Here is a 25,405-nt window from a genome sequence, read left to right as displayed (position 1 = left end):
GAACAACCCTTGATGTCAGGGTTGGTAGCAACATGCTGTTTTCCAGCTTCCAGCTTCCAGCTTCCAGCTTCCAGCTTCCAGCTTCCAGCTTCCAGCTTCCAGCTTCCAGCTTCCAGCTTCCAGCTTCCAGCTTCCAGCTTCCAGCTTCCAGCTTTCAGCTTAGCGTCTGGGGGTCGATATCCAGCGACCAGCGGGTGCGGCGCGCCTCGGGGGTCGCCTGCAGCCAGGCGGTCAGCCAGGCGCAGGCCTGGTGGAGGGCGCTGCGCTTCTCGGCGCCGAGCATCACCTGGAGGTGATAGCGTCCCTGGCGGCGCTCCATGGGGGCCGGCACCGGCCCCAGGCAGTCCACCGCCAGTTCGCATTCGGTCAGCCAGTCGCGCAGGGCGCCGGCGGCGCGTCGGCCGAGATCGCCGGCGGCTTCCTCCCTGGCGCTCTCCAGTCGCAGCAGCGCCAGGAAGCGAAAGGGGGGCAGGGCAGCGGCGCGTCGCTCCTCCAATAGTTGCTCGGCCAGAGCGGCGTAGCCCTGCTCGGCCAGCAGGCGCAGGTGCGGGTCGTCCGGGTGCAGGGTCTGCACCAGCACCCGGCCGGGGTGGGCGGCGCGTCCGGCGCGCCCCGCCACCTGCACCAGCAGCTGCGCGCTCTGCTCCAGGGCGCGGAAGTCACTGGCATAGAGGCCGGCGTCGGCGTTGACCACCACCACCAGGGTGACATGGGGTAAATGGTGCCCCTTGGCCAGCATCTGGGTGCCCACCAGCAGGCAGGGCTCGCCGCGGCGCACCTCGGCCAGCACCTGCTCGAAGGCGTCGCGGCGCCGGGTGCTGTCGCGGTCGATACGGTGCACCGGCACCTTCGGGAAGAGCCCGGCCAGGGTCTCCTCGGTGCGCTCGGTGCCGCTGCCCAGTGGGCGTAAATCGATGCTGCCGCACGTCGGGCAGCTCTCCGGCAGGGCGCGACGGCGGTCGCAGTGGTGGCAGGCCAGCAGCGGCGGCTGGCGGTGCAGGGTCATGCGCGCGTCGCAGGCGTCGCACTCGGCCAGCCAGCCGCAGGCGTGGCAGGCCAGCGTCGGTGCGAAACCGCGGCGGTTGATGAACACCAGTACCTGATGGTCGGCGGCCAGGGTATCGCGGATGGCCTCGAGCACCGGCGGAATGAGACCGCCCTGGCGGGGACGACCCCGCAGGTCGATCAGCTCCAGCCTGGCGGGGGCATGGCGGGTAGCGCGGCGGGTCAGCGGCAGGTGGCGCCACTCGCCGCTGCGCGCCTTGGCCAGGCTCTCCAGCGACGGGGTGGCGCTGCCCAGCAGCAGCGGGATGGCGTGGTGATGGGCGCGGGCCACGGCCAGGTCACGGGCGTGATAGCGCAGGCCATCCTGCTGCTTGTAGGAGCCGTCGTGCTCCTCGTCGACGATGATCGCCCCGGGGTGTGCCATCGGGGTGAAGATCGCCGAGCGGGTGCCGATCACGATGGGGGCCCGGCCGCTGGCGGCGGCCTCCCAGGCGTCCAGGCGCTCATGGTCGGTGAGTCCCGAGTGCAGCGCCACTACGGGCACCCGGAAGCGCTTGCGGAAACGTGAAAGGGTCTGGGGGGTCAGGCCGATCTCGGGCACCAGCACCAGCGCCTGGCGGCCACGGCCCACCACCGCCTCGATCAACTGCAGATAGATCTCGGTCTTGCCGCTGCCGGTGACCCCCTCCAGCAGGCAGGGGTGGTAGGCGTCCAGCCGCTCGTGCAGGGCCGAGAGCGCCACGGCCTGCTCGCGGTTGAGCGACAGGGCGGGGTCGGCCAGCAGGTGGTCGGCGTCCGGCTGGGGGCGGGCGGTGAGCGGCTCCTCGCGGGAGTCCGCCAATCCCTTGGCGGCCAGCGCCTTGAGCTGCTCGCGGGAAAACGACTGAGCCAGGATCGCCTGGGTGGCCAGGCCGCGGGGGTGCTGGGCGAGCATCGCCAGCAGCTCGGCCTGGCGTGGGGCCCGGGCCAGGGCCTCGGCAGGCGTGTCGTGGCCCGCCGCGGTAAGCTGCCAGCGCTCCCGGGTGCGCCCCTCCAGGGCCCGCCCCTGGCGCAGCAGCACCGGCATCGCCTGGTGGAGAGTGTCCCCCAGGGAGTGCTGGTAGTAGCGGGCCGTGAAGCGGCACAGCCACAGCCAGTCGGCGGGCAACGGGGCCGGGTCCAGGCAGGCGGTGACGGGCTTGAGCTCGGCCAGGGGCAGGTCGCTGCGATCGCGGCACTCCATCACCACCCCCACCACCTCGCGCCGGCCGAAGGGCACCCTCACGCGCAGCCCGGGCGCCCAACCGCCGGCCGGCGGCGAGCCGCCGGGGCGATAGTCGAACAGGCGGCGCAGCGGCGAGGGAACCGCTACGCCCAGTACGCGCGGGGACGAAGTCGAGGTGGGCAATTGGCCTCCGGGATTGGCTCTGCTAGAATATCGCGCTTCCCTGCCTGCCGAGTGCGGCCAGGGTGGTACAGCCGGTTTGCACTCGCGCTCGCGGTTTTCGTGACCCATAGACAGCGCGACCGATAGACAACCCGTATGCGGTGCCTGGCAGAAGATCAGGTGGCGGCATGCAGCTCAACGAGGCTCAAGATGAAACAAGGTATCCATCCCGATTACAAGGCGGTCAACGCGACCTGCTCCTGCGGCGCCAGCTTCCAGGTGGGCTCCACCTCCGGCCATGACTTCTCCCTGGACGTCTGCTCCCAGTGCCATCCCTTCTATACCGGCAAGCAGAAGCAGGCGACCACCGGTGGTCGCGTCGAGCGCTTCAACAAGCGTTTCGGTGCTGCGATCAAGCGCTGATTGTCCGGGCGCTCCCCGGACCGTCGAGGAACCCGCCCATCGTGGCGGGTTTTCTCGTTCATGGGGGGATGCCGCGATTCGCCGGGGCATCGATAAGGAAAGGGTTATGGCTGGGCTTTCGGCCATAAGTTGCAGCAAATGGCTGTCATCGGCGTCAAACGAGCGTACAACAGGCGAGAAATTCCATCAGCTTGAGCGGAGTGGGGTTTTACTATATCGTGGGGGGTCTATTCCACCCTGACCGGAACCCACCTTCATGAGTGACGCAAGACAGGCCGCGCTGGATTATCATGCCAAGCCCATTCCCGGAAAGCTCTCCATTGAGCTGACCAAGCCTACCGCTACCGCCAAGGACCTTTCCCTGGCCTACAGCCCGGGCGTGGCCGAGCCGGTGCGCGAGATCGCCCGCGACCCCGAGAACGCCTACCGTTATACCGGCAAGGGCAACCTGGTGGCAGTGATCTCCGACGGCACCGCCATCCTGGGGCTGGGCAATCTGGGCGCCCTGGCCAGCAAGCCTGTCATGGAGGGCAAGGGCGTGCTGTTCAAGCGCTTCGCCGGCATCAACTCCGTGGACATCGAGGTCAACTCCGAGAGCCCCCAGGCCTTCATCGACACCGTGGCGCGCATCGCCGACACCTGGGGTGGCATCAACCTCGAGGACATCAAGGCGCCGGAGTGCTTCGAGATCGAGCAGGCGCTGATCGAGCAGTGCAACATTCCGGTGTTCCACGATGACCAGCATGGCACCGCCATCGTGACCGCGGCGGGCATGCTCAACGCCCTGGAGATCGCCGGCAAGCGCCTTGACGAGGCGAGAATCGTCTGCCTGGGAGCCGGTGCGGCGGCCATCGCCTGCATGAAGTTGCTGGTGGCCTGCGGCGCTCGCGCCGAGAACCTGGTGATGCTCGACCGTAAGGGTGTGATCCATACCGGCCGCGAGGACCTCAACCCCTACAAGGCGATGTTCGCCGTCGATACCGACAAGCGCACCCTGGATGACGCCATCGATGGTGCCGACGTCTTCGTCGGTCTCTCCGGCCCCGGCCTGATGACTGCCGACCATATCCGCAAGATGGCGCCCAACCCGGTGGTCTTTGCCTGCACCAACCCGGATCCGGAGATCCACCCGGACCTGGCCCGCGAGGTGCGCCCCGACGTGATCATGGCCACCGGCCGCTCGGATTTCCCGAATCAGGTCAACAACGTGCTGGGCTTCCCCTTCATCTTTCGCGGGGCGCTGGACGTGCGCGCCACCCGCATCAACGAGGAGATGAAGGTCGCCGCGGTTCACGCCCTCAAGGACCTGGCCCGCGAGCCGGTGCCCCAGGAGGTGCTGGACGCCTACGAGCTGGAGGAGATGAGCTTTGGTCGCGAGTACATCATCCCCACGCCGGTGGATGTTCGCCTGCTCGAGCGGATCACCTCCGCGGTGGCCCAGGCGGCGGTGGATTCTGGCGTGGCGCGCAGGCCTTACCCGTCTCACTACCCACTGAAGAGCGTGGACGACGTTTACGGCGTGTAATGCTGTATCGGCGAAAGCTACCTGTTACAGGCAGCACGTGATCAACAGAAAGGCCGGCCCCATGGGGTCGGCCTTTCTGCTTTTTTGGGTTTCGGGGCTTGCTATGTCGGAGCCTCGGGCGCCGGCCCGGCGCCCGAGGCTATCAGAAGATCGCCTCGTAGGAGCCGGTACCCTGTGAGCCGCTGTGCTGTTCCACCTCGCTCTCGACGCGGCGGGGTTGAAAATTGGGCAGGTGGTCCGGGTGGAAGAGTTCGCTGATGCCGCCGCCCTGGCCGTCGGGCAGCAGGCGGCCGCTGCTCGCATCGACCCGGGCGGTGACCAGGGTGGAGGGGCGCTCGTGTTTCGCTTCGGGTCGGCCCTCGAGGGCATCGCTCATGAAGTCGACCCAGATCGGCAGGGCGGCGTTGGCGCCGTATTCGGCGGTGGTCTCGTTATTGTCCTTGCCCACCCATACGGTGGCCACCAGATCGGCGTTATAGCCGGCGAACCAGGCATCTCGCTGGTTGTTGGTGGTGCCGGTCTTGCCGACGATATCGCTGCGACCCAGCGACTGGGCGGCGCGACCGGTGCCGCTGTCGATCACGTCGCGCAGCATGTCGCTCAGGATATAGGCCGATACTGAATCTACGACCTGGGGTGCCACCGGATGACGGCGACCGTCGATCTCGACGTCGGTCTGGCCGTCGCGGCAGTCGCGGCATACCACGGCAGGAGTGGCCTCCTCGATCGGGGTTTCGTCGTCGCCGCGGGTGATGCGTTCGATGAACCAGGGGGCGACCTGATAGCCACCGTTGGCCAGCACCGCATAGGCGTTGGTCATCTCCAGGGGGGTCAGGTCGGCGCTGCCTAGCGCCAGCGACAGCCCGCGGGGTAGGCGTGAGCTGGCGAAGCCAAAGCCTTCCAGGAAGTCGATGGTGGCATCGAGCCCCACCTCCTGGAGCACGCGAATGGTGACCAGGTTGCGCGAGCGCGCCAGTGCCACCCGCAGGCGGGTCGGGCCCAGGAAGTCGCCGCTGGCGTTGACTGGGCGCCACAGCTCGCTGCTGCCGTCCTGGATCACCACGGGGGCATCATTGACCACGCTGGCAGCGTTCATCAGGCCGCTGTCCAGCGCCGCCAGGTAGATGAAGGGCTTGAAGATCGACCCCGACTGGCGCTGTGCCTGGACGGCGCGGTTGAACTTGCTGGCCTGAAAGCTGAAGCCACCCTGCAGCGCCAGGATGGCGCCGGTGTCGGGGTGCATCACCACCAGGGAGCCCTCGGCGTCGGGGCGCTGGGCCAGGCGCAGGCTGCCGTCCTCGCGCTCCAGCACACGGATCAGATCGCCGCGGGTGGCGATCTCGGCGGCGGAACCGGGCTCCGGGCCGCGGGCTTGCGGGCTGCGATAGGCCCGTGCCCAGGAGAGGCCATCCCAGGCGATGGTTTGCAGTTCGCCGCCGCGGGTCAATACACGCATCTCGCGGCCACTGCTCTCCACCACGATGGCGGCCTGCAGCGGGCCGAAGCCCGGCGTACGCTCCAGCACCTGCACCCAGTTGCTGACGTCGCCCTCGATGCCCTCGATCTCGGTCTGGCTGCGCTCGGCGGCGCGTTGGGCGGTCTCCAGGATCTCGGGGGACTCGTCGAGCTCCTCCTCCAGTCCGCGGCGGTCAGTGCGTGCTTGGGCCTCCACCAGGCTGGCGGGAAGATCGCGCTCCTCGGCCCCGCGCCACCCATGGCGGGTGTCATAGGCGATCAGGCCGTCGGCCAGGGCTCGGCGAGCGAAGGGCTGCAGATTGCCGTCCAGGGTAGTGTGGATGCGGTAACCGCCGGTATAGGCCTCTTCACCAAAGCGCTCTACGGCGAACTGGCGGGCCATTTCGGCGACGTAATCGGCGTCCACTTCGGTCTGGGCGATATAGCGGCGGGCGGTGATCGGTGCCTGGACCGCCTCGTCATAGGCGGGCTGGTCGATATGGTCCAGCTGGCGCATGCGGTAGAGGATCCAGTTGCGGCGGATCAGCGAGCGCTCCGGGTTGGCCAGCGGGTTGAAGGCGGAGGGCGCCTTGGGCAGGCCGGCGATCATCGCCTTCTCGGCCAGGGTCAGTTCGGCCAGCGGACGGTTGTAGTAGGTCTCGGCGGCGGCGGCGATGCCGTAGGCACGATTGCCGAGGAAGATCTTGTTGACGTAGAGCTCGAGGATTTCCTCCTTGGAGAGCACCTGCTCCATCTGCAGGGCCAGCAGGATCTCGCGGATCTTGCGGGTAAAGGTCCGATCCAGGGTCAGCAGGTAGTTGCGTGCCACCTGCATGGTGACGGTGGAGCCGCCCGACTGGATCTCGCCGCCGCTGGAGGCCAATTCCATGGCCGCCCGGGCCAGGCCCCTGGGGTCGACGCCGCGGTGATCGAAGAAGTTGGCATCCTCGGCGGAAAGCAGTGCCTGAATGAAGTCCTCGGGGATTTCGTCGAACTCGACCGGCATGCGACGCTCCTCGCCGAACTCGCCGATCAGCTTGCCGTCGCGAGTGAAGATGCGCAGCGGGGAGTGGAGCTCGAAGTCCTGGAGCTGGCGCACATCCGGCAGGCCGGGGGCGAAATAGAGCGCGGCGCCCACCACACCCAGGGTCACGGCCGCGGTAAGCGACACCAGCAGCCAGGCCAGAGAAAAGAGCAGGGTTCTGAAAAACGTCATGAAAAGGCGGTATCCATGCAGGGAACTGTGGCGTTGCGGTGGCGATGTGTCAGGGCGACTGAGACGCCATTATAAGAATCTCGGCGCTGGGTCACCAGCGTTGAGGGTGCAGGTTTGCGGTTAGCCGTGTGAGAATCGGCAATATCATGTAACCTCTGCTTACAGGGGCCAGGCCCCGGGCTCAGTCGCCTCGTATCGCGAAAGGTGAGCGATATAACAAGCGGCATTCCACATGAATCAGCAGGGGCAGGACCGAGATGCGATTCAGGGCATCCAGCAAGGGACTGATCGGTGTCGATATCACCTCGGCAACCGTAAAGCTCGTGGAACTCAGGCGTGCTGGCGCCAGCTATCAGGTTGAGAGCTATGCGGTGCGGCCGCTGCGTGAGGGCGCCGTGGTTGAACGGCGCATCCATGACATGGGAGAAGTGGTCGATGCCCTCTCCCGGGCCGTGCAGCAGGCCAAGCCGCATTCCCGTAACGCCGTAGTGGCGGTGCCCGCGAGCGCTGCTATCACCAAGACGTTGACTCTGCCGGCTTCGCTCAGCGATGACGAGATAGAGACGCGCATTCAGCTTGATTCCGACAAGCATATTCCCTTTCCGTTCAGTGAAGTCGCTTTCGATTTTCAGCGACTGGGTCTCAACGCTCGCTATGCCGACCAGCAGGACGTGCTGCTGGTGGCCTGCCGCCAGCAGGATGTCAGCCAGCTCACCGACGCCCTGCTTCAGGGGGGGCTGACCCCCGAGGCAGTGGATGTCGAGACCTTCGCCATGGAGCGAGCCTTCACCGAGGTGCGCCATCAGCTGCCCCAGCTGGCCGGTGAGGAGGATTGCGTGGCCCTGGTGGACATCGGCGCCACCATGAACACCTTCCATGTGCTGCGCGAGGGGCGGGTGGTCTACAGCCGCGATACCGTGTTCGGCGGCCGCCAACTCACCGAGGAGATCCGCAACCGCTACGGTCTGAGCCTCGACGAGGCGGGCCTGGCCAAGAAGCGCGGCGGCCTGCCCGAGGACTATCAGAGCAGCGTGCTCGCCCCCTTTCTGGATACCCTCGTGCAGCAGGTCGGGCGTTCCCTGCAGCTCTACTACACCGCGGGTCGCAAGCAGGAGGTGCGCCGCATGGTGCTGGCCGGTGGCACCAGCATGCTGCCGGGCCTGGCCGAGCGGCTGGCCCAGGAGAGCGGCATGGAGGTCTCCATTGCCAATCCGCTGGCGCGGATGAAGGTCAACAGCCGCATCGACGTGCAGACGCTCTCCGGTGACGCCCCGGCGCTGCTGACCGCCTGCGGCCTGGCAATGAGGTCCCGTCCATGACCATCGAGATCAACCTGCTGCCCTGGCGCGAGGAGCTGCGCGCGCGTCGCAGCAAGCGCTTCTTCGTGACCCTCGGGCTGGCCGCCATGCTCGGCCTCGGGGGAGGCTACGGCCTGACCTGGCACTACGAACAGGAAACCGCTTCCCAACAGCAGCGCAACGCCCATATTCAGGCCCAGAGCCGCCAGCTGGATTCGGCGATTCGCGAGATCAGCGAACTGGAGGCGATCCGCGATCAGATGCTCGAGCAGGTGCGGGTATTCACCGAGCTGCAGATGGGGCGCACCCAGACCGTCCATGTGCTGGGCGACCTGACCACCAGCCTGGTGGACGGTGTGCACTACACCCAGCTCACCCGCCAGGGTGACAGCCTGCGCCTGGCCGGCCTGGCCGAGAACAATCGCCAGGTTTCCGACCAGCTGAGGGCCCTGGCCGCCGCGGGTACCTTCACGGTGCCGGTGCTCTCGGAGGTGGAGGCCGAGGGGGACGGTGAGCGACGCCGCTTCAGCCTGAGCATGAGCCAGCGGCTGCCCAGGGCGCCGGAGGAGAGTCAGGCGTCGGTGGAGGAGGGGTCATGAGTCTCAAGGGAGAGATGCGTCGCCTGCGCGAGCTGGACTGGCGTGAACTGGATATCAAGGAGGCCGGCGTCTGGCCCTGGTCGCTGCAGCTGCTCTGCTGCCTGCTGATACTGGGCGTGACCGTCTTCGGCATGCACTGGTACCTGGCGTCACCCGCCAAGGAGGAGCTGGACCGGGCGCGTGGCCAGGAGGCGCAGCTGATCCGCGACTACCGCAGCAAGGCGGCCCAGGCGGCCAACCTGGAGGCCATGCGCGAGCAGATGGGCACCCTCGAGGCGCGCATGAGTGAGCTGCGCGAAATGCTGCCTACCGGTGCCGAGGTGCCGTCCCTGATCGACAACATCAGCGAGACCGCCATCGACAACCAGCTCGCCATCGACTCCATTCGACTGCGCGGCCCGGTAACGCGCGAGCACTACATCGAGCAGCCCTTTGATATCCAGGTGCAGGGCGACTACCACCGCATCGCCACCTTCCTGGCTGGCGTGGCCGGTCTGCCGCGCATCGTTACCCTGCATGACATGACCCTGTCGCCGGAGGGCGGCAGCGGCCAGCGCCTGCGCCTGTCCATTCTGGCGCGGACCTACAGCTACCGCCAGAGTGAGGAGGGCGCGCCATGAGCCATGCCAACCGTCTTTCGGCGGCGCTGGCCGCCGCGCTACTGCTGAGCCTGGCCGGATGTGCCGATCCGCAGATTGGCATGCTCGACCGCGAGCTGGCCGAGATCCGCAGCAACCCCGGCGCGACCCCGCGGGTGGAGCTGCCCGATATACCCGACTATGCGGCCCTGCCCTATGACGAGGCCGATCGGCGCAGTCCGTTCATCGCCAGGCTGCCCGAAACGGAGCAGCCGCCGCGCGGCTCCGAGGAGCTGGCGCCGGATCTGACTCGGCCGCGGGAGCCGCTCGAGGCCTACGGCCTCGGCCAGCTCGATCTGGTGGGCACGCTGACCCATGGCGGGCAGCCCTCGGCGCTCGTCAGGGCGCCGAGTGGGACGGTGCATCGGCTGCGCGTAGGCAACCACATGGGTAGCGATTTCGGGCGCATCATCAGTATCACTTCATCGTCTGTGCAGCTGATCGAGGTGGTGCCCACCGGGCGCGGTGGCTGGATCGAACGCACAACGCAGCTGACGCTCAACGACTAGATCCTGACAACGAAATCCTGATAAACAACCAGGCAAGCGATTCGCCGCCCACCGGCTGGGGTGGGCGACAAGCGGGGGGAAGGGAACAATGCTAACGATCATGAAGCGTGGATTCGCGACACTCTTGATGCTGGCGGTCTCCGCCGGTGCCCTGGCGGCCTCCTCCCTGGAGGAACTCAACTTCAGGCAAGGCGGCGGGGGCGAGCTGGAGGTCGATCTGTCATTCGCCGGCCCGGTGCCGGAGGTGCGTGGCTATCGTCTGGACGACCCTGCGCGGCTGACCATCGACCTGATGGAGACCGCCAACCGCCTCGACCAGCGCAGCTACGCCCTCGGCATCGGTGGCGTGCAGCAGGTCACCGCCCTGGAGGCCGGCTCCCGGACGCGTCTGGTGTTCGACCTCGAGGGCCCGCTGCCCTACAACACCCGCGAGCAGGGTAATCGGCTGCGCCTTGCCATCGGCGGCGGTGCGGCCGATACCGGAGTGGCGCAGGCGTCGGTGTCCGCGCCGGCACCGGCGGCCAGCGACCCGGCTCCCGCGCCTTCGGTCGCCAGCGGTCCCAGCGTTCAGGATATCGACTTCCGCCGCGGCGAGGGCGGCGCCGGCCGACTGGTCGTCACCTTCGACCGCGCCGGGGTTGATACCCGGGTCCGCGAAAGCGGGCGCAACCGCATTACCGCCGAGCTGCGCGGCGTGGAACTGCCGGCCTCGCTGGATCAGGTCTACGACGTCAGCGACTTCGGCACCCCGCTGCGCCGCGTCACCCCGCGGCCGGGCCGCGACGGCGTGACCCTCGATATCGAGGGTACCGGTGAGTACGCCATGGTCTCCACACAGAGCGGCCGACAGCTGACCATCGAGGCCCAGCCGGTGACCCAGCAGGAACGCGACCAGCGGGTCCGCGAGCAGTTCTCCTACACCGGCGATCGCATCACCCTGAACTTCCAGGACATCGAGGTGCGCTCGGTGCTGGCGATCATCGCCGACTTTACCGGGCTCAACCTGGTGGCCAGCGACAGTGTCCAGGGCCGGGTGACCCTCAATCTGGAAGATGTGCCCTGGGACCAGGCGTTGGACCTGGTGCTCAAGAGTCACGGCCTGGCCAGCCGTCAGGAGGGCAACGTCATTGTGGTGGCCCCGGCCAGCGAGCTGGCCAACATCGAGCGCCAGGAGCTCGAGGCCCGCGAGCAGATGGACGTGTTGGCGCCGCTCACCACCGAATATATTCAGGTGCGCTATGCGCGTGCGGCTGACCTGGCGGGGCTGCTGCGCGGCGGAGAGGGGTTCGGTCTGCTTTCCGACCGGGGCCGGGTGGCCATCGACCAGCGCACCAACACCCTGCTGATCCAGGATACCGCCGACCAGATCGACGAGATCATGCGCACCCTGGACCGTCTCGACGTGGCGGTGCGCCAGGTGCAGATCGAAGCGCGCATCGTCATCGCCAGCGATAGTGCTTCCCGCGAGCTCGGGGTCAACTGGGGCGCCTCCTCGCCGGATCGTCGCGCGGGTGGCCGGCTGGAGCTGGGTGGAACTCCAGGCGCCTCGGACGGCACGCCGATCTCGGGCCTCGGCGGTCTGGCCGTGGATTTTGGCTCCACCGACCGCGGAGTCGGCGGCATGACCAGCTTCGCCTTCGGCTATCTCTCCGGTGACGTCCTGCTCGACCTGGAGCTGCGCGCCATGGAGAGCGAGGGGCGCAGCTATACCATCTCCCAGCCCCGGGTGATCACCGCCAACCAGCGTACCGCGGTGATCAAGCAAGGCCAGGAGCGTGCCTTCCGTGAGTCGTCGGCCAGCGGCGCGGCCGCGGTGGACTTCAAGGAGGCGGTGCTGTCGCTGGAGGTCACCCCACAGATCACTCCGGATAACCGCATCATCATGGACGTGGCCATCACCAACGACACCTTCGGCGAGTTCAGCCCCGGCGAGGAGCCGCCGATCAACAAGAACGAGATCCAGACCCAGGTGCTGGTGGACAACGGCGAGACCGTAGTGCTGGGCGGCATCCTGCAGACCGAGGAGCTGCGTAACCTGGTCAAGACGCCGTTCCTGGGCGACCTCCCGGTGCTGGGCCACCTGTTCCGCTATACCCAAGAGAGCAACGAGAAGGTAGAGTTGCTGGTATTCATCACCCCCCGAATACTGGACGACGGCGTGGCCATTCGCTGATGCAGGCACTACCTAACCTGATACTGATCGGCCCCATGGGGGCCGGCAAGAGCACCATCGGCCGCCTCCTGGCGGCCGAACTTTCTCGTGACTTCTTTGATAGCGACCACGAGATCCAGGCGCGCTGCGGCGCCGATATTCCCTGGATCTTCGACGTGGAGGGCGAGGTCGGCTTCCGCGACCGCGAGACCCAGATGATCGACGAGCTGACCCGGCTGGAGGGCGTGGTGATCGCCACCGGCGGCGGCGCCGTGCTGCGTGAGGAGAACCGCCGCATGCTGCGTGAGCGGGGCACCGTTATCTACCTGTTCACCACCGTCGAGCAGCAGCTCAAGCGCACCGCCAAGGATCGCAACCGTCCGCTGCTGCAGCGGCCGGACAAGGAGGCGGTGCTGCGCGAGATGTTTGGCGTGCGCGAGCCCCTCTACCGGGCCACCGCCGATGTCACCGTGCGCACCGATCGCCGCGGCCCCAGGGCCGTGGTCAACGATATCGTCAGACGCGTCACCCGGCTGGTCGACCCCCTGCAATGCAAGGCATGAATCCATGAGCGAGACTTCCACTGGTCCGCGCACCCTTGAGGTATCGCTGGGCGCGCGCAGTTATCCCATCCATATCGGCCCCGGCCTGCTCGGCCAGCCCGAGGCGCTTTCGCCCTGGCTGGCCGGCCGTCAGGTGATGATCGTCACCAACGAGGTGGTGGCACCGCTCTATCTCGAACGCTGCCGGGCCTCGCTGCCGACCGACGCCGAGGTGCGCGAGCTGGTGCTGCCGGATGGCGAGGCCACCAAGACCCTGGCGAGCGTGTCGCGCATCTGGGACGCCCTGCTGGAGGCGGGCTTCAACCGCCGCTGCACCCTGGTCGCCCTGGGCGGCGGGGTGATCGGCGACATGGTCGGCTATGCGGCCGCCTGCTATCAGCGCGGCGTGGCCTTCATTCAGGTGCCCACCACGCTGCTCTCCCAGGTGGACTCCTCGGTGGGCGGCAAGACCGGGGTCAACCACCCGCTGGGCAAGAACATGATCGGTGCCTTCTGGCAGCCCCGGGCGGTGCTGATCGACACCGATACCCTGGCCACCCTGCCACCCCGCGAGCTCTCCGCGGGGCTGGCCGAGGTGATCAAGTACGGACTGATTCGCGACGCCGCCTTCCTGGGCTGGCTGGAGGAGGTCATGGCGGACCTGCGCGACCTGGAGCCGGCGGCGCTGACCCTGGCCATCGAGCGCAGTTGTGCGCTCAAGGCGGAGATCGTCGCCGAGGACGAGACCGAGCAGGGGGTGCGGGCGCTGCTCAACCTGGGCCATACCTTCGGTCATGCCATCGAGGCGCACCAGGGCTATGGCAAGTGGCTGCACGGCGAGGCGGTGGGCGCCGGCATGTTGATGGCCGCCGAGCTCTCGGCACGGCTGGGCTGGCTGTCGGAGGACGAGGTGGCGCGCACTCGCGCCATCCTCGAGGCGGCCGCGTTGCCCCTGGCCGCCCCGGCCGACATGGCGGTGGAGGATTTCCTGGTCCGCATGCGTCTCGACAAGAAGAACATCGACAGCCGCCTGCGCCTGATCCTGCTGCGCTCCCTGGGTGACGCCTGTCTCCATGACGAGACTCCGGTCGAGCTGCTCGAGGCGCTGATCGAGGCATTCCCCCGCTCCTGACGCCCCTCCTGGCCGCTATCGATTTGGATGACGACCCCGACGACGCCCGCACGGTTGTGCGGGCGTCGTCGTAGGAGGGGTGCGTTGGTGGGTGGCGTTCGCCGCTTGATGCGCCTCATGCCGATAATCCGCATGGCTTATGCGCTATCAGCATGGGCCTGTCTCGCCGAATGCGACTAAAGTCTAGTGTCGTGCCTGGGCCGTTGAAAATTCGTCTATGCTATTTGCAAGTTGTTGAGTTGCGTGCTTTTTTTGTTTGGCGCGATTTTTCAAGTAGCGGATTTTACGGTACTTTTTGATGGCCTTGGGGGTCGGGGCGTTGCGCGTTTCCGGGCGGATTGACTATGCTGGTCAGCCTTTTGCCCCGCAGCCTTGGCGCCCCTTGATGCGCACCTTAAAAAATTAAAACCTTATAAAATATCATGATTCGGCTGCAGAAAAAACACCCTATATTCGAGGCACGCCAATGAACAGAGGTCTCCATCAGCCCGGCGAGTTCCGCGACAACTGCGGGTTCGGCCTGATCGCACACATGGAGGGTCGGGCCAGCCACCAGCTGCTCAAGACCGCCATCGAATCGCTGACCTGCATGACCCACCGCGGTGGCATCGCCGCCGACGGCAAGACCGGCGACGGCTGTGGCCTGCTGCTGAAGATGCCCGAGGCCTTTATGCGCCAGGTCGCGCAGGATGCCCTCGATGCCGAATTGGGTGAGCGTTTTGCGGTGGGGGTGGTCTTCCTGCCCGACGACGATGTCCGTGCCGAGAAGGTCAGCGATACCCTGGAGGGCGAGCTGCGGGCCCGTGGCCTGGTGATCCGTGGCTGGCGCGACGTGCCGGTGGACCCCAGCGTCTGTGGCCCCATGGCGCTCGAGTGCCTGCCGCGCATCCGCCACCTGTTTGTCGAACCCGGCAAGAACGGCAGCGCCGAGACCTTCGAGGTCGACCTGTTCATGGCCCGCCGTCTGGCCGAGCAGGCGCTGCGCGATGAGCAGGAGTTCTACGTCTGCTCGCTTTCCGAGAAGGTGGTCTCCTACAAGGGGTTGGTGATGCCGGTGGATCTGCCGGCCTTCTACCGTGACCTGGGGGACGAGCGCCTGGAGACTGCCATCTGTGTCTTCCACCAGCGCTTCTCCACCAACACCGCGCCGCGCTGGCCGCTGGCGCAGCCGTTCCGGCTGCTGGCCCACAACGGCGAGATCAACACCATCGAGGCCAACCGCGGCTGGGCCAACTCGCGCAAGGAGAACTTCGTCTGCGAGCGCCTGCCCGAGATCGCCGAGCTTGCCGAGATCGTCAACACCACGGGCTCCGACTCCTCGAGCATGGACAATATGCTCGAAGTCCTGCTGACCGGCGGCATGGAGCTGCACCGCGCCGTGCGCATGATGGTGCCGCCGGCCTGGCAGAACGTGGAGCTGATGGATGGCGACCTGCGCGCCTTCTACGAGTACAACTCCATGCACATGGAGCCCTGGGACGGTCCCGCCGGCGTGGTGATGACCGACGGTCGCCAGGCGTTGTGCATGCTCGATCGCAACGGCCTGCGTCCGGCCCGCTGGGTGATCACCAAGAACGGCTTCATCACCCTGGCCTCGGAGATCGGCACCTACGACTACAAGCCCGAGGATGTGGTGGCCAAGGGACGCGTAGGCCCCGGTCAGATACTGGCCGTGGATACCGAGACCGGCGAGGTCCTGCACACCAGTGACATCGATGAGCGTCTCAAGTCGGCCTACCCCTACAAGCGCTGGCTGAAGCAGGAGGCCCACTACCTGGAGTCGGCACTGACCGAGCTGGCCAGCTTCCACAACATGGACACCGACGCCCTCAACGTTGCCCAGAAGATGTTCCAGGTGAGCTTCGAGGAGCGCGACCAGCTGCTGCGTCCGCTGGCCGAAAGCGGCCAGGAGGCGGTGGGCTCCATGGGGGACGATACGCCCATGGCGGTGCTCTCCGGCAAGCAACGCCTGCTGACCGACTACTTCCGCCAGAAGTTCGCCCAGGTGACCAACCCGGCCATCGATCCGCTGCGAGAGTCGATCGTGATGTCGCTGGAGACCTGCATCGGCACCGAGCGCAACGTCTTCAAGGCGACCCCCGAACACGCCCACCGCATCATCCTGACGACGCCGGTGCTCTCGCCGCGCAAGTTCACCGCCCTGGTGGAGCAGGAGGATCCGGCCTTCTCCAGCCAGTTGCTGAGCCTGGGCTATGACCCGGAGCAGGTGGGACTGAAGGCGGCGATTCAGGCGCTCTGCCGCCGGGCCGAGGAGGCCGTAAGGGCTGGCAAGGTGATCCTGGCGCTGTCGGATGCCAACCTCGCCAAGGGGGAGCTGCCGATCCATGCCGCCCTGGCCGTGGGTGCCGTGCACAACCACCTGGGCCGACTGGCGCTGCGCCCTTTGGCCAATATCGTGGTGGAGACCGGCTATGCCCGCGATGCCCACCAGATGGCGGTACTGTTTGGGGTAGGGGCCACCGCGGTCTTCCCGTGGCTCGCCTATCAGGTAATGGCCGACATGCAGCGTACCGGCGAGCTCTCCGGCAACCCCGCCGACGCCCGCGAAAACTATCGCAAGGGCCTGCAGAAAGGCTTGTTCAAGATCCTCTCCAAGATGGGCATCTCGACGCTCGCCTCCTATCGCGGCTCTCAGCTGTTCGAGGCGGTGGGCCTGGCCGACGAGGTGATGGCGCTCTGCTTCACCGGCATGGCTTCTCGCATCCAGGGTACCGGCTTCAGTGAGCTGCAGCTGCAGCAGGAGTGGCTGGGACGCGAGGCCTGGACGCCGCGCAAGGGAATTTCTCAGGGCGGCCTGTTCAAGTACGTGCACGGCCACGAATACCACGCCTACAACCCCGATGTGGTCAAGGCGCTGCAGGAGGCGGTGCAGGAGGGCGACTTCGCCAAGTGGAAGACGTTTGCCGAGCTGGTCAACGAACGTCCGCCGGCCACCATCCGCGACCTGCTGAAGCTGAAGCCGGCCGCCGAGCCGCTGCCGCTCGAAGAAGTCGAGGCGGTCGAGGACCTGATTCCGCGCTTCGACAGCGCCGGCATGTCGCTGGGGGCGTTGTCGCCCGAGGCCCACGAGGCGCTGGCCCAGGCCATGAACGAGGCGGGGGGGCGTTCCAACTCCGGCGAGGGGGGTGAGGATCCGGCTCGCTACGGCACCATCCGCTCCTCGAAGATCAAGCAGATTGCCTCCGGCCGATTCGGCGTCACCCCGGCCTACCTGGTCAGCGCCGAGGTGCTTCAGATCAAGGTGGCCCAGGGCGCCAAGCCCGGCGAGGGCGGCCAGTTGCCCGGCGGCAAGGTCAACGAGCTGATCGCCCGGCTGCGCTACTCGGTGCCCGGCGTGACCCTGATCTCGCCGCCGCCGCACCACGATATCTACTCCATCGAGGACCTGGCTCAGCTGATCTTCGACCTCAAGCAGGTCAACCCGGAGGCCCAGGTCTCGGTGAAGCTGGTCTCCGAGCCCGGCATCGGCACCATCGCCACCGGCGTGGCCAAGGCCTACGCCGATCTGATCACCGTCTCCGGCTATGATGGCGGGACCGCGGCGAGCCCCATCACCTCCATCAAGCACGCCGGCTCCCCCTGGGAGTTGGGCCTGCCCGAGGTGCACCAGGCGCTGCGCATCAACGGCCTGCGCGACAAGATCCGCCTGCAGACCGACGGCGGCCTGAAGACCGGCCTCGACGTGGTCAAGGCAGCGATCCTCGGCGCCGAGAGCTTCGGCTTCGGCACCGCGCCCATGGTGGCGCTGGGCTGCAAGTACCTGCGCATCTGCCACCTGAACAACTGCGCCACCGGCGTGGCCACCCAGAACGATTACCTGCGTGGCGAGCACTTCCGCGGCACCGTGGACATGGTCAAGCACTACTTCCGCTTCATCGCCGAGGAGGTGCGCGAGCTGATGGCCACCCTGGGCGTGCGGAAGCTTACCGATCTGATCGGCCGTACCGACCTGCTCGAGGTGCTGGAGGGCGTCACCGCCTCCCAGCGCAGGCTCGACCTGACCCCGCTGCTCGGCAACGACTTCGTGCCCGCGGATGCGCCTCAGTTCTGCCAGGTGAGCCGCAACGTGCCCCACGACCCGGGCACCAAGAACCAGGAGGTGCTGGCCGCCCTCAAGGATGCCATCGAGACGAAGTCCGGCGGTGAGATTGCCTTCACCATCACCAACTGCGATCGCAGCGTGGGCGCGCTCACCTCGGGGGCCATCGCCAAGCGCTACGGCGAGGAGGGGCTCGAGGACGCCCCGGTGACCGCGCGTTTCACTGGCGTGGCCGGCCAGAGCTTCGGCGTCTGGAACGCCCGCGGCCTGAATCTCTATCTGGAGGGCGACGCCAACGACTACGTCGGCAAGGGCATGAACGGCGGCAAGGTGGTGATCACCCCGCCCAGGGGCAGCCGCTTCGCCAGCCACGAGACGGCTATCGTCGGCAACACCTGCCTCTACGGCGCCACCGGCGGCAAGCTGTTCGCCGCAGGCACCGCCGGTGAGCGCTTCGGGGTGCGTAACTCAGGCGCCCAGGCGGTGATCGAGGGGGCCGGTGACCACTGCTGCGAGTACATGACCGGCGGCCTGGTGGCCGTGCTCGGCGAGACCGGAGTCAACTTCGGCGCGGGTATGACCGGCGGCTTCGCCTATGTGCTCGACGAGGATCGCACCTTCGTCGACAAGTACAACCACGAACTGGTGGAGATCCACCGCGTGAACACGGAGACCATGGAAGCCTATCGGCGCCACCTGCGCGAGGTGATCGAGGAGTTCGTCGCCGAGACCGACTCGCCGCGTGGCCACGCGATCCTCGAGGACTTCAGCGACTTCATCCGCCACTTCTGGCTGGTGAAGCCCAAGGCGGCAAGCCTGAACAGCCTGTTGGCCCAATCCCGGCGTCAGCCGGAATAAGAGGCGGCGTCAGCCGGCACAGGCAAGGTGAGCAGCGTCCCGCCGGGCTCGGAGCCCGGCCGGGGCAGGCAACAGGACTTCCAGGAGAATCAACATGGCCAACCGTCTGAGCAACGACTTTCAGTTCATCGACGTGGGTCGTCAGGATCCGCAGAAGAAGGATGCCCGCATCCGCTCGCGGGAGTTCGCCGAGATCTACGAGCCCTACAAGCCTCAGGAGGCGGCCAGCCAGGCCCATCGCTGCCTGCACTGCGGCAACCCTTACTGCGAGTGGAAGTGCCCGGTCCATAACTACATTCCCAACTGGCTGCAGCTGGTCAGCGAGGGCAACATCCTCGAGGCCGCGGAGCTGTCGCACAAGACCAACTCGCTGCCCGAGGTGTGTGGCCGGGTCTGCCCCCAGGACCGCCTCTGCGAGGGTGACTGCACCCTTAACGACGGTTTCGGCGCGGTGACCATCGGCTCGGTGGAGAAGTACATCACTGATACCGCTTTCGCCATGGGCTGGCGTCCGGATATGTCCCAGGTGACCTGGACCGACAGGAGGGTGGCGATCATCGGCGCCGGCCCCGCCGGGCTCGGCTGCGCCGATGTCCTGGCGCGTAACGGCGTGAAGCCGGTGGTGTTCGACCGCAATCCGGAGATCGGCGGCCTGCTGACCTTTGGCATCCCCGAGTTCAAGCTCGAGAAGAGCGTGATGGAGCGTCGCCGAGCGGTGTTCGAGGAGATGGGCATCGAGTTTCGTCTCAACGCCGAGGTGGGTCGCGATGTGACCATCGAGCAGCTGCTCGAGGAATACGACGCGGTGTTCATGGGTATGGGCACCTACAAGTACATGGAAGGCGGCTTTCCCGGCGAGAACCTGGCCGGGGTGCACAAGGCCCTCGACTACCTGATTGCCAACGTCAACCACTGCCTGGGGTTCGAGAAGGACCCCGCCGAGTACATCTCCTTCAAGGGCCAGCGTGTGGTGGTGCTGGGTGGCGGCGATACCGCCATGGACTGCAACCGCACCGCCATCCGCCAGGGTGCCACCCAGGTGTCCTGCGCCTATCGCCGCGATGAAGAGAACATGCCGGGCTCACGCAAGGAGGTGGCCAACGCCCGCGAGGAGGGCGTGGAGTTCCTGTTCAATCGCCAGCCGGTAGCGGTGGTGGGTGAGGGCAAGGTGGAGGGCGTGAAGGTGGTGCGCACCCGTCTGGGCGAGCCCGACGAGAACGGCCGTCGCCGCCCCGAGGTGGTGCCGGGCTCCGAGGAAGTGATCCCCGCCGACGCCGTGGTTGTTGCCTTCGGCTTCCAGCCCGACCCGCCTGCCTGGTTCGCCGACCATGGCATCGAGCTCGACGAGCGTGACCGGGTCAAGGCGCCGGAACAGGGCCAGTTCCGCTTCAAGACCAGCCACGAGAAGGTCTTCGCCGGCGGCGATATGGTGCGCGGTTCCGACCTGGTGGTCACCGCCATCCACGAAGGCCGCCAGGCCGCCGAGGGCATCCTGGATTACCTGGAGGTCTGAGCACCACGCTTCGCCGAGAGCCGGGGAGCCGCCGCCGGGTAAGCCGCGAGTATTGTGGGAGATGGGCTCTGCCCGGCGAATGGAGACCGAAGGGCTCCTTGGCGGTATGCGCTAACGCAGCAACACCGCCGGGGCGCCTGCGGCGCCATTCGCTCGGCGGAGCCGGTTTCCCACCAGTAGCCTGAAGCCTCGTGGAGGCTTGAGAGCCAACGTGGACTCTCCCGCTGGGCAATGTCACGCCCAGCTGTGAAGCGCCTGAAATTGAGCCATTGGTCGTGTTCTGCTAGTCTGTCTTCCCATCCCGGCGCGGCTTCCTGCCGAGCCTCATGATCACGTTTCGACAGGTTCTCCATGACACGATATATCTTCGTGACCGGCGGCGTTGTGTCCTCCCTCGGCAAGGGCATCGCGTCGGCCTCGCTGGCGGCGATTCTCGAGGCGCGCGGCCTCAAGGTCACCATGCTCAAGCTCGACCCGTACATCAACGTGGATCCGGGCACCATGAGCCCCTTCCAGCATGGCGAAGTGTTCGTCACCGAAGATGGCGCCGAGACCGACCTCGACCTGGGCCACTACGAGCGCTTCATCCGCACCAAGATGACCCAGGGCAACAACTTCACCACCGGCCGTGTCTACGAGCACGTACTGCGCAAGGAGCGTCGCGGCGACTACCTGGGCGGCACCGTGCAGGTGATTCCGCACATCACCGACGAGATCAAGCGCCGGGTGTATGAGGGTGGCGAGGGCTTCGACGTGGCCCTGGTGGAGATCGGCGGCACCGTGGGCGACATCGAGTCGCTGCCATTCCTGGAGTCGATCCGCCAGATCCGCAGCGAGCTGGGCGCCAGCCGGGCGCTCTTCATGCACCTGACCCTGGTGCCCTACATCAAGACCGCCGGTGAGACCAAGACCAAGCCGACCCAGCACAGCGTCAAGGAGCTGCGCTCCATCGGTATCCAGCCGGACATCCTGATCTGCCGCAGCGAGGTGGAGCTCGAGGAGACCGAGCGCCGCAAGATCGCGTTGTTCACCAACGTGGAAGAGCGCGCGGTCATCCCGCTGCAGGACGCCGATACCATCTACCGTATCCCGCTGATGCTCCACGAGTACGGCCTGGACGAGATCGTCTGCGACAAGCTGCGTCTGACCGCCGATGAGGCCGACCTCAACGAGTGGATCAAGGTGCTCGACGCCAAGCTCAATCCGCTCAAGTCGATCAACATCGCCATGGTCGGCAAGTACATGGAGTTGCTCGACGCCTACAAGTCGCTCAACGAGGCACTGATCCACGCCGGCATCCAGACCCGGGTGAAGGTCAACGTCGACTACATCGACTCCGAGGATCTCGAGCGCCACGGCATTGAGCGGCTGGCCGGCAAGGATGCCATCCTGGTGCCTGGTGGCTTCGGCGAGCGCGGCGTGGAGGGCAAGATCGCCACGGCCCGCTTCGCCCGCGAGAACGGCATTCCCTACCTGGGCATCTGCCTCGGCATGCAGGTGGCGGTGATCGAGTTCGCCCGCGGCGTGGCCGGCTGGGATGACGCGGACTCCACCGAGTTTACCCACGACACCCAGCATCCGGTGGTCGGCCTGATCACCGAGTGGATCACCCCAGAGGGCAAGATCGAGCTGCGTGATGCGGCCTCCGATCTGGGCGGCACCATGCGCCTGGGCGGCCAGGTGTGCCGCCTGAAGGTCGGCAGCAAGGCCCGTCAGGCCTACGGCAGCGACGAGATCGTCGAGCGCCACCGCCACCGCTACGAGGTCAACAACCAGTTCATCGAGGAACTCGAGCAGGCCGGTCTGGTGGTTTCCGGCAAGAGCGTCGACAACTCCCTGGTGGAGATGGTCGAACTTCCTGACCACCCCTGGTTCGTGGCCTGCCAGTTCCACCCGGAGTTCACCTCCACCCCCCGCGACGGCCATCCGCTGTTCACCGGCTTCGTCAACGCGGCGCTGGAGCACAAGGCGGCGCGGACCCGCGCCCAGTCCTCCCACCAGGAGTGAGTCGGATGAGCGCACCCGAACGTCATGTTGACATTGCCGGCCTGAAGGCCGGCAATTCGTTGCCGCTGATGCTGTTCGGCGGCATGAACGTGCTGGAATCCCGCGAGCTGGCCCTCGAGGTCGCCGAGACCTACGTCGAGGTGGCCGGGCGCCTCGGTATGCCCTATGTCTTCAAGGCGAGCTTCGACAAGGCCAACCGCAGCTCCATCCACTCCTACCGCGGCCCGGGGCTGGAGAAGGGGCTCGAGATCCTCGCCGAGGTGAAGGCGCGCTTCGGCGTGCCGATCATCACCGATGTCCATGAGCCCTGGCAGGCCGCGCCGGTGGCCGAGGTGGCCGATATCATCCAGCTGCCTGCCTTCCTGGCCCGCCAGACCGATCTCGTCGTGGCCATGGCCCGGACCGGGGCGGTGATCAACATCAAGAAGCCGCAGTTTCTCGCCCCCCACGAGATGCGCCATATCATCCGCAAGTGCGAGGAGGCCGGCAACGACCGGGTGATCCTCTGCGAGCGCGGCTCGAGCTTCGGCTACAACAACCTGGTCGTGGACATGCTCGGCTTCGGTGAGATGAAGCAGACCGGCCGCCCGGTGTTCTTCGACGTCACCCATTCGCTGCAGCGTCCCGGCGGGCGCGCCGACAGCGCCGACGGGCGACGTGCCCAGGTGGCCGAGCTGGCCCGTGCCGGCGTGGCCGTGGGGCTGGCCGGCCTGTTTCTGGAGGCTCATCCGGACCCGGATGCGGCCCTGTGCGACGGCCCCTGCGCGCTGCCGCTGGATAGGCTCGAGCCCTTCCTCGCCCAGCTCAAGGCCATCGACGACGTGGTCAAGGGCTTCGCGCCGCTCGACATCCCATAATGTTCCATCGCTGACACAACTGAGGAAGACCCGCATGACCAAGATCGTCGACATTCGCGCCCTCGAGGTGCTCGACTCCCGCGGCAACCCCACCGTTCAGGCCGAAGTGCGCCTGGAGAGCGGCGCCGTGGGCGAGGCCTGTGCCCCCAGCGGCGCCTCCACCGGCTCCCGCGAGGCCCTCGAGCTGCGCGACGGCGACAAGAGTCGCTACCTCGGCAAGGGCGTGCTGAAGGCAGTCGAGGCGGTCAACGGGGCCATTCGTGAGTGCCTGGTCGGCATGGACGCCCGTGACCAGCGGGGCCTGGACGACGCCATGCTGGCGCTGGACGGCACCGACAACAAGGCCTCGCTGGGTGCTAACGCCATCCTGGCGGTCTCCCTGGCGTCCGCCAAGGCCGCGGCCAACGCCAAGGGCATGCCGCTTTATGCCCACATCGCCGAGCTCTACGGTCAGCCGGGCCAGTACAGCATGCCGGTGCCGATGATGAATATCCTCAACGGCGGCGAGCATGCCGACAACAATGTCGACATCCAGGAGTTCATGGTCCAGCCGGTGGGCGCGCCCAACTTCCGCGAAGGCCTGCGCATGGGTGCCGAGATCTTCCACGCCCTGAAGAAGGTGCTCAGCGCCCGAGGTCTGGCCACCTCCGTGGGCGACGAGGGCGGCTTCGCCCCTAACCTGGCCTCCAACGCCGAGGCGCTGGCCGTCATCAAGCAGGCGGTGTCGGATGCCGGCTATGCGCTAGGCAGCGACGTCACCCTGGCCCTGGACTGCGCCTCCTCCGAGTTCTTCAAGGACGGCCAGTACGATCTCGCCGGCGAGGGCAAGCAGTATGACGCCCCGGGCTTCGCTGACTACCTGGCCGGTCTGTGCGACGACTACCCGATCGTCTCCATCGAGGACGGCATGGACGAATCCGACTGGGACGGCTGGAAGGCGCTGACCGACAAGTTGGGTGACCGCGTGCAGCTGGTGGGCGACGACCTCTTCGTCACCAATACAAAGATCCTCAAGCGCGGCATCGACGAACGGATCGGCAACTCCATCCTGATCAAGTTCAACCAGATCGGCTCGCTCTCCGAGACCCTGGACGCCATCCGCATGGCCCAGGACGCCGGCTTCACCGCGGTGATTTCCCACCGCTCCGGCGAGACCGAGGACACCACCATCGCCGATCTCGCCGTGGGTACCTGTGCCGGCCAGATCAAGACCGGTTCGCTGTGCCGCTCCGACCGGGTGGCCAAGTACAACCGCCTGCTGGTGATCGAGAATGAGCTGGGTGACCGCGCCAGCTATCCCGGGCTCTCGGCCATCAAGGGTCAGTAAGGCGGGACTGCGGACTTTGGAGGGGTGTCGTGTAGGAAATCGCTGACAATTTTCCGAAGAGATACGCTCGTGCTCAGGCGGAAGACCGACATCCCTGGTGTCGGTCTTTTTTATTGGCCTGATTTTCATCATATTTTCTTGTCGAGCCGCCGGTAATCAAAGGGCATGGAACAAGGAGGTCGTCGATGGCCGGACTTGTGTTGCAATGCAGCTCTGCCAGAATGAACTCGGGACAAGGAGGTCGCTTCGGCACCTCCGGCAGGATGCAACGGGATGCTGAGTGATGCGCCAGGTGCGGCAGGAGGCTGCTTCCGGGCAGGGAAGACATCACGGGAATCGGGCGGAAGGACCCGCTCAAGGAACGGCTTGGAGCGGGCGGCCCCAGGGTCGCCTTTTTGCCGGTGTTCTCCAGCATGACAGGCAGAAGCAGGAACGCCGAATGTCGAGAGACATTCGGCGTTCCTTTTTGCGTGCTGTCGTCTGTGTGCCTGGCAGGCGGCGGTCCTAGCGCTCGAGTTGCTCCAGCTTGCCCGGCTTGCCGTCCCACTCCTCGGCGTCCGGCAGCGGGTCCTTCTTCTCGCTGATGTTGGGCCACACTTCGGCCAGCTCGGCGTTGATCTCGATGAAGGGCTCCTGGCCCTCGGGCAGCTCATCCTCCGCGAAGATCGCCTCGGCGGGGCACTCCGGCTCGCACAGGGCGCAGTCGATGCACTCGTCGGGGTGGATCACCAGGAAATTGGGGCCCTCATAGAAGCAGTCCACCGGGCAGACCTCGACACAGTCGGTGTACTTGCACTTGATGCAGTTCTCGGTGACGACGAACGTCATGCCACTCTCCCTTCCTCGTGCCGGCGTCGCTCGGCCACTGTGGATAGTTGATGAAACGGTTATAAAAGCCGAGTTTCTTATGCTAAGGCGGCGGT

Annotated in this window: 17 protein-coding genes; 14 read left to right on the top strand and 3 right to left on the bottom strand. The window is 66.6% G+C overall.

Features of this window, described 5'->3' with window-relative positions:
* Positions 1-154: 154 nt before the first annotated feature.
* Entirely contained in the window at positions 155-2,392 is a 2,238-nt protein-coding gene (locus ACM26W_RS16870) for a primosomal protein N' (RefSeq protein WP_416138132.1), read from the bottom strand.
* A 189-nt stretch (positions 2,393-2,581) separates the two neighbouring features.
* On the opposite strand from ACM26W_RS16870, the gene rpmE reads away from it, so the two are divergent.
* Together rpmE and ACM26W_RS16860 are read left to right on the top strand one after the other, a co-directional pair.
* Positions 2,582-2,794: a 50S ribosomal protein L31 gene (rpmE, locus tag ACM26W_RS16865; RefSeq protein ID WP_416138131.1), complete on the top strand. Its 213-nt coding sequence runs from the start codon at positions 2,582-2,584 to the stop codon at positions 2,792-2,794.
* A 256-nt stretch (positions 2,795-3,050) separates the two neighbouring features.
* Positions 3,051-4,319, top strand: coding sequence for a malic enzyme-like NAD(P)-binding protein (locus tag ACM26W_RS16860; protein ID WP_416138130.1), 1,269 nt, complete (start codon positions 3,051-3,053; stop codon positions 4,317-4,319).
* 142 nt (positions 4,320-4,461) lie between these two features.
* Here the strand turns inward: ACM26W_RS16860 and ACM26W_RS16855 are convergent, their stop codons facing one another.
* Positions 4,462-6,990, bottom strand: a complete 2,529-nt coding sequence (locus tag ACM26W_RS16855; protein WP_416138129.1) for a penicillin-binding protein 1A — start codon at positions 6,988-6,990, stop codon at positions 4,462-4,464.
* Positions 6,991-7,247: 257 nt separating this feature from the next.
* On the opposite strand from ACM26W_RS16855, the gene pilM reads away from it, so the two are divergent.
* The 12 genes from pilM to eno all read left to right on the top strand — a co-directional run bounded on the left by pilM (position 7,248) and on the right by eno (position 24,482).
* A complete protein-coding gene (pilM, locus tag ACM26W_RS16850; RefSeq protein ID WP_416138128.1) occupies positions 7,248-8,309 on the top strand; it encodes a type IV pilus assembly protein PilM in 1,062 nt (353 codons plus the stop codon).
* On the top strand, positions 8,306-8,887 hold the full coding sequence (locus ACM26W_RS16845; protein ID WP_416138127.1) for a PilN domain-containing protein: 582 nt from the start codon (positions 8,306-8,308) through the stop codon (positions 8,885-8,887). Before pilM ends, ACM26W_RS16845 begins: the two co-directional genes overlap by 4 nt.
* Complete coding sequence (locus tag ACM26W_RS16840) at positions 8,884-9,507, top strand: type 4a pilus biogenesis protein PilO (RefSeq protein WP_416138126.1); 624 nt, start codon at positions 8,884-8,886, stop codon at positions 9,505-9,507. Before ACM26W_RS16845 ends, ACM26W_RS16840 begins: the two co-directional genes overlap by 4 nt.
* On the top strand, positions 9,504-10,034 hold the full coding sequence (locus ACM26W_RS16835; protein ID WP_416138125.1) for a pilus assembly protein PilP: 531 nt from the start codon (positions 9,504-9,506) through the stop codon (positions 10,032-10,034). Before ACM26W_RS16840 ends, ACM26W_RS16835 begins: the two co-directional genes overlap by 4 nt.
* A gap of 100 nt (positions 10,035-10,134) precedes the next feature.
* The gene (gene pilQ / locus ACM26W_RS16830; RefSeq protein ID WP_416138124.1) at positions 10,135-12,207 is read left to right on the top strand and encodes a type IV pilus secretin PilQ; all 2,073 of its coding nucleotides are present in this window, start codon (positions 10,135-10,137) and stop codon (positions 12,205-12,207) included.
* A complete protein-coding gene (gene aroK, locus ACM26W_RS16825) occupies positions 12,207-12,749 on the top strand; it encodes a shikimate kinase AroK (RefSeq protein WP_416138123.1) in 543 nt (180 codons plus the stop codon). The genes pilQ and aroK overlap by 1 nt, the downstream gene beginning before the upstream one ends.
* Before the next feature lie 4 nt (positions 12,750-12,753).
* Positions 12,754-13,860 carry a 3-dehydroquinate synthase gene (gene aroB / locus ACM26W_RS16820; protein ID WP_416138122.1) on the top strand — a complete coding sequence of 369 codons (1,107 nt, stop codon included), beginning with the start codon at positions 12,754-12,756 and terminating at the stop codon, positions 13,858-13,860.
* Positions 13,861-14,326: 466 nt separating this feature from the next.
* The gene (gltB, locus tag ACM26W_RS16815; protein ID WP_416138121.1) at positions 14,327-18,778 is read left to right on the top strand and encodes a glutamate synthase large subunit; all 4,452 of its coding nucleotides are present in this window, start codon (positions 14,327-14,329) and stop codon (positions 18,776-18,778) included.
* A 94-nt stretch (positions 18,779-18,872) separates the two neighbouring features.
* Entirely contained in the window at positions 18,873-20,291 is a 1,419-nt protein-coding gene (locus ACM26W_RS16810) for an FAD-dependent oxidoreductase (protein ID WP_416138120.1), read from the top strand.
* Positions 20,292-20,642: 351 nt separating this feature from the next.
* Positions 20,643-22,298: a CTP synthase gene (locus ACM26W_RS16805; protein ID WP_416138119.1), complete on the top strand. Its 1,656-nt coding sequence runs from the start codon at positions 20,643-20,645 to the stop codon at positions 22,296-22,298.
* 5 nt (positions 22,299-22,303) lie between these two features.
* Entirely contained in the window at positions 22,304-23,155 is an 852-nt protein-coding gene (gene kdsA / locus ACM26W_RS16800; protein ID WP_416138118.1) for a 3-deoxy-8-phosphooctulonate synthase, read from the top strand.
* Positions 23,156-23,189: 34 nt separating this feature from the next.
* Complete coding sequence (gene eno / locus ACM26W_RS16795) at positions 23,190-24,482, top strand: phosphopyruvate hydratase (RefSeq protein ID WP_416138117.1); 1,293 nt, start codon at positions 23,190-23,192, stop codon at positions 24,480-24,482.
* A gap of 504 nt (positions 24,483-24,986) precedes the next feature.
* Here the strand turns inward: eno and fdxA are convergent.
* Positions 24,987-25,310 (bottom strand): ferredoxin FdxA, encoded by a 324-nt coding sequence (gene fdxA, locus ACM26W_RS16790; protein WP_290909628.1) that lies wholly within the window; start codon positions 25,308-25,310, stop codon positions 24,987-24,989.
* Between the last annotated feature and the right edge of the window lie 95 nt (positions 25,311-25,405).

Source organism: Halomonas sp. HK25, from assembly GCF_047795635.1.
Lineage (GTDB): Bacteria > Pseudomonadota > Gammaproteobacteria > Pseudomonadales > Halomonadaceae > Halomonas.
This window is presented reverse-complemented; position numbering and strand designations above follow the sequence as displayed.

What these genes read in the sequence shown, in the direction of transcription:
- ACM26W_RS16860 (WP_416138130.1), top strand. Translation starts at nt 3,051, where the DNA reads ATGAGTGACGCAAGACAGGCCGCGCTGGATTATCATGCCAAGCCCATT.
- rpmE (WP_416138131.1), top strand. Translation starts at nt 2,582, where the DNA reads ATGAAACAAGGTATCCATCCCGATTACAAGGCGGTCAACGCGACCTGC.
- aroK (WP_416138123.1), top strand. Translation starts at nt 12,207, where the DNA reads ATGCAGGCACTACCTAACCTGATACTGATCGGCCCCATGGGGGCCGGC.
- ACM26W_RS16805 (WP_416138119.1), top strand. Translation starts at nt 20,643, where the DNA reads ATGACACGATATATCTTCGTGACCGGCGGCGTTGTGTCCTCCCTCGGC.
- ACM26W_RS16810 (WP_416138120.1), top strand. Translation starts at nt 18,873, where the DNA reads ATGGCCAACCGTCTGAGCAACGACTTTCAGTTCATCGACGTGGGTCGT.
- eno (WP_416138117.1), top strand. Translation starts at nt 23,190, where the DNA reads ATGACCAAGATCGTCGACATTCGCGCCCTCGAGGTGCTCGACTCCCGC.
- kdsA (WP_416138118.1), top strand. Translation starts at nt 22,304, where the DNA reads ATGAGCGCACCCGAACGTCATGTTGACATTGCCGGCCTGAAGGCCGGC.
- ACM26W_RS16845 (WP_416138127.1), top strand. Translation starts at nt 8,306, where the DNA reads ATGACCATCGAGATCAACCTGCTGCCCTGGCGCGAGGAGCTGCGCGCG.
- aroB (WP_416138122.1), top strand. Translation starts at nt 12,754, where the DNA reads ATGAGCGAGACTTCCACTGGTCCGCGCACCCTTGAGGTATCGCTGGGC.
- pilQ (WP_416138124.1), top strand. Translation starts at nt 10,135, where the DNA reads ATGAAGCGTGGATTCGCGACACTCTTGATGCTGGCGGTCTCCGCCGGT.
- pilM (WP_416138128.1), top strand. Translation starts at nt 7,248, where the DNA reads ATGCGATTCAGGGCATCCAGCAAGGGACTGATCGGTGTCGATATCACC.
- fdxA (WP_290909628.1), bottom strand. Translation starts at nt 25,310, where the DNA reads ATGACGTTCGTCGTCACCGAGAACTGCATCAAGTGCAAGTACACCGAC.
- gltB (WP_416138121.1), top strand. Translation starts at nt 14,327, where the DNA reads ATGAACAGAGGTCTCCATCAGCCCGGCGAGTTCCGCGACAACTGCGGG.
- ACM26W_RS16840 (WP_416138126.1), top strand. Translation starts at nt 8,884, where the DNA reads ATGAGTCTCAAGGGAGAGATGCGTCGCCTGCGCGAGCTGGACTGGCGT.
- ACM26W_RS16835 (WP_416138125.1), top strand. Translation starts at nt 9,504, where the DNA reads ATGAGCCATGCCAACCGTCTTTCGGCGGCGCTGGCCGCCGCGCTACTG.
- ACM26W_RS16855 (WP_416138129.1), bottom strand. Translation starts at nt 6,990, where the DNA reads ATGACGTTTTTCAGAACCCTGCTCTTTTCTCTGGCCTGGCTGCTGGTG.